Consider the following 3,426-nt stretch of genomic DNA (forward strand, 5'->3'; position numbering starts at 1 on the left):
CTGGCGTTCGAGCGAGGCGAGGGCGCGCGACTGTTCACCACGGACGGCGAGGCCTATCTCGACTGCATGGCCGGCATCGCGGTCAACGCGCTGGGTCACTCCCACCCCAAGCTGGTCCAAGCCGTAAAGGATCAGGCCGAGAAGCTGTGGCACGTCTCGAACGTCTTCAAGATCCCGGGCCAGGAAAAGCTAGCCAAGGTGCTGACCGACGTGACCGGGCTGGACGAGGTGTTCTTCACCAACTCCGGCGCTGAGGCGATCGAGTGCGCCATCAAGACCGCGCGCAAATATCACTGGGCCCGCGGCGACGTTGAGCGGATCGACATCATCGGCTTTGAGGGCTCGTTCCACGGCCGGACGTTGGCCGCGGTCAACGCCTCCGGCAATGCGGCCTATCTGGAAGGCTTCGGCCCCCGGATGCCGGGCTTTGTGCAACTGCCCTTCGATGACATGGACGCCCTGAAAGCCGCTGTCGGCCCGACCACGGCGGCGATCATCGTCGAGCCGGTACAGGGCGAGGGCGGCGCGCGTTCGCTGTCGGAGCAGAGCCTGAAGGCGCTGCGCCAGCTCTGCGACGAAACCGGGGCCCTGCTGATCTTTGACGAGATCCAGTGCGGCCTCGGCCGGACCGGCAAGCTGTTCGCCTACGAGTGGGCCGATGGCGTGAAGCCGGACATCCTGGCGCTCGCCAAGGCGCTCGGCGGCGGGTTCCCGGTCGGCGCCTGCGTGACCAGCGCCGAAGCCGGCGCCGGTATGACAGTCGGCTCGCACGGCTCGACCTACGGCGGGAATCCGCTGGCCATGGCCGTGGCGCTGGCTTCGATGGAAGAGCTCGCCAAGCCCGAGCTGATGGACCACGTCCGTGAAGTCTCCGGCTACTTCACCCAGCAGTTCAATGGTCTGAAGGACCGCTATCCCGACGTCGTGGTCGATATCCGCGGCAAGGGCATGCTGATGGGGCTGAAGCTCGCCACGCCGAACCGCGAGTTCATGCAGCATGCGCGCGACCAGCACTTGCTGATCGCGGGCGGCGGCGACAATTGCGTTCGCCTGCTGCCGCCGCTCAACCTCACCCTTGAGGAAGCGCGTGAAGCGGCGAGCAAGCTGGAGCAGGCCTGCGAAGCGGCCCGCGCCAAGGCCAAGGCGGCCGCCTAACTCCGTTCGATCCGGCAAGGATCCACATCAAGCTCTCCGGTCTTTCCAGCGGACCTGGGCCCCGATCAATGATCGAGGCGACCGGAGTTGGAGCTATTCGATGACCCAACCTCCGAGACACTTCGTCGACCTCTGGCGGCTTGAGCCGGCCGACCTGCGCGCCATCCTTGACGACGCCAAGGCCCGCAAGGCCGCGCGCCGCGGTTGGCCGCAGGGCCGTGTGGACGGCGACGCCCCGGCCCGCGAGCGGACCCTGGCGATGATCTTCCAGAAGAACTCGACCCGGACGCGCTTCTCGTTCGACGCAGCGATGCGCCAACTTGGCGGCGACGTCATCATCTCCACCGCCAACGACATGCAACTCGGTCGCGGGGAGAGCATCGAAGACACCGCCAAGGTGCTGTCGCGTATGGTCGACGCCATCATGCTGCGTGCCAATAGTCATGACGACGTGGAGCGGCTGGCCTACGCCTCGAGCGTGCCGGTGATCAACGGCCTGTCCGACAAGGGGCACCCCTGCCAGATCATCGCCGATCTGATGACCTTCGAGGAGCATCGTGGCCCGGTGGGGGGCAGGACCTTCGCCTGGGTCGGCGACGGCAACAACATGTGCTCCAGCTTCATTCATGCTGCGCCGAAGCTGGGCTTCAAGCTCAACATCGCCAGCCCGGCGGTCTACCACCCCGATCTGATGGACCTGGCGCGCGCCGCCGACTTGCAGGGCCAGATCATGACGACCGATGACCCGCGCGAAGCCGTGCGGGGCGCCGACTGCGTATTGACCGACACCTGGGTCTCCATGGGCGACACCGACCACGACGAGCGCCTGGCGGCTCTTGAGCCCTATCAGGTCGACGAGGACCTGATGTCGCTCGCCGACAAGGATGGCATCTTCATGCACTGCCTGCCCGCGCACCGCGGAGAGGAAGTGACCGACGCGGTGATCGACGGACCGCGCTCGGTGATCTGGGATGAGGCGGAAAACCGCATCCATGCCCAGAAGTCGATCCTGGCCTGGTGTTTCGGCGCGATCGGCTGAGGGCTACGGGGCGGGAAGGGACGCTGAAGCTCGCAACTGAACCACGGCACGCCTATATCCCCGCACCATGTCCGATATCGCTCTTCAAATCGCCCCCGATGACATCGTCGCCCCCTTCCAGATCGAAGGGGAGTCCGTGCGCGGCCGCCTCGTTCGCATGGGCGCGGCCGTCCACGAGATCATTTCCGGCCACGACTATCCCGAGCCGGTCGCCAACCTGCTGGGCGAGGCCTGCGCGCTCGCCGCTCTGGTCGGCTCCAGCCTGAAGTTTGATGGGCGGTTGATCGTCCAGGCGCAGGGCGATGGCCCCGTGCGTTATGTGGTCGCCGACTACGACACCTCCGGATCGCTACGCGGCTATTGCCGCTTCGATGAAGAGAAGGTGGCCGAGCTCGCAACGGGCTTCGTGCGGGCGGGCGCCAAGAGCCTGCTGGGCCAGGGCGTCTTCATCATGACTGTGGACCAGGGCCCGGACATGGACCGCTATCAAGGCGTTACGGCGATCGAAGGCGAGACGCTCGCCCTGTGCGCAGAGCAGTACTTCGCCCAGTCCGAGCAGACCCCGACCCGGGTGCGCTTGGCGGTCGGCCGCGCCGATCTCGGCGAGGGGATGCGTTGGCGCGCCGGCGGCATGCTTATCCAGAACATCGCCGAGGACGATGCGCGCGGCTCGACGGCCGAAGCCTGGGTCCGCTCCCAGGCCTTCTTCGAGACAATTGGTGAAGACGAGTTGCTGGATCCGACGATCTCGGCCGAGACCCTGCTGTTCCGTCTCTTCCATGAGGATGGGGTGCGGGTGTTCGAGCCCAAGCAACTCCAGGCCTTCTGCCGTTGTTCGCAGGAGCGGATAGAGACGGTGCTCAAATCCTTCGGTCAGGAAGAGCGCGCCGAGATGGTCGAGGATGACGGCCAGATTCGGGTGACCTGCGAGTATTGCTCGCGAGTCTACGCCATCGACCCGGCGACAATCGCCGACGACGAAGCCTGAGCCCCAAGGGGTTCGGCGAGTTCTCCGCAAGAAAATGTCGCCGAAACGTGATCGGCTATTGCGCACCGGAGAGGGCCCGGTTAGAAGCCGCCCTCGCTCGGAAACGGGCCGGACGGAGACGGGGTTGGCGGCGGACAAGCTGTTGTTTTTGTTTCGGAAAGGTTTGTTGAGGAGTGTGTTGACCGGGCTGTTTTGGTGAGCCTGGGGGCGGTGTCCCTAGCGCAGACCTGAGATGGTTGTTTGG

General features: G+C 65.6%; 3 protein-coding genes. All 3 read left to right on the top strand.

The annotated features are described in order from the left end of the window. A partial coding sequence (locus Q8M13_RS19675; protein WP_305301921.1) for an aspartate aminotransferase family protein occupies positions 1–1,155 on the top strand: 1,155 nt, incomplete at its 5' end. A gap of 100 nt (positions 1,156–1,255) precedes the next feature. Next, on the top strand, positions 1,256–2,194 hold the full coding sequence (gene argF, locus Q8M13_RS19680) for an ornithine carbamoyltransferase (protein ID WP_305301922.1): 939 nt from the start codon (positions 1,256–1,258) through the stop codon (positions 2,192–2,194). A 67-nt stretch (positions 2,195–2,261) separates the two neighbouring features. Beyond that, positions 2,262–3,182 carry an Hsp33 family molecular chaperone gene (locus tag Q8M13_RS19685; protein WP_305301923.1) on the top strand — a complete coding sequence of 307 codons (921 nt, stop codon included), beginning with the start codon at positions 2,262–2,264 and terminating at the stop codon, positions 3,180–3,182. Positions 3,183–3,426: the final 244 nt, after the last annotated feature.

It is taken from the genome of Phenylobacterium sp. (assembly GCF_030681155.1).
GTDB lineage: Bacteria > Pseudomonadota > Alphaproteobacteria > Caulobacterales > Caulobacteraceae > Phenylobacterium.

Excerpts from the sequence above, each read along its gene's own strand:
- argF (WP_305301922.1), top strand. The coding sequence starts at position 1,256 with ATGACCCAACCTCCGAGACACTTCGTCGACCTCTGGCGGCTTGAGCCG.
- Q8M13_RS19685 (WP_305301923.1), top strand. The coding sequence starts at position 2,262 with ATGTCCGATATCGCTCTTCAAATCGCCCCCGATGACATCGTCGCCCCC.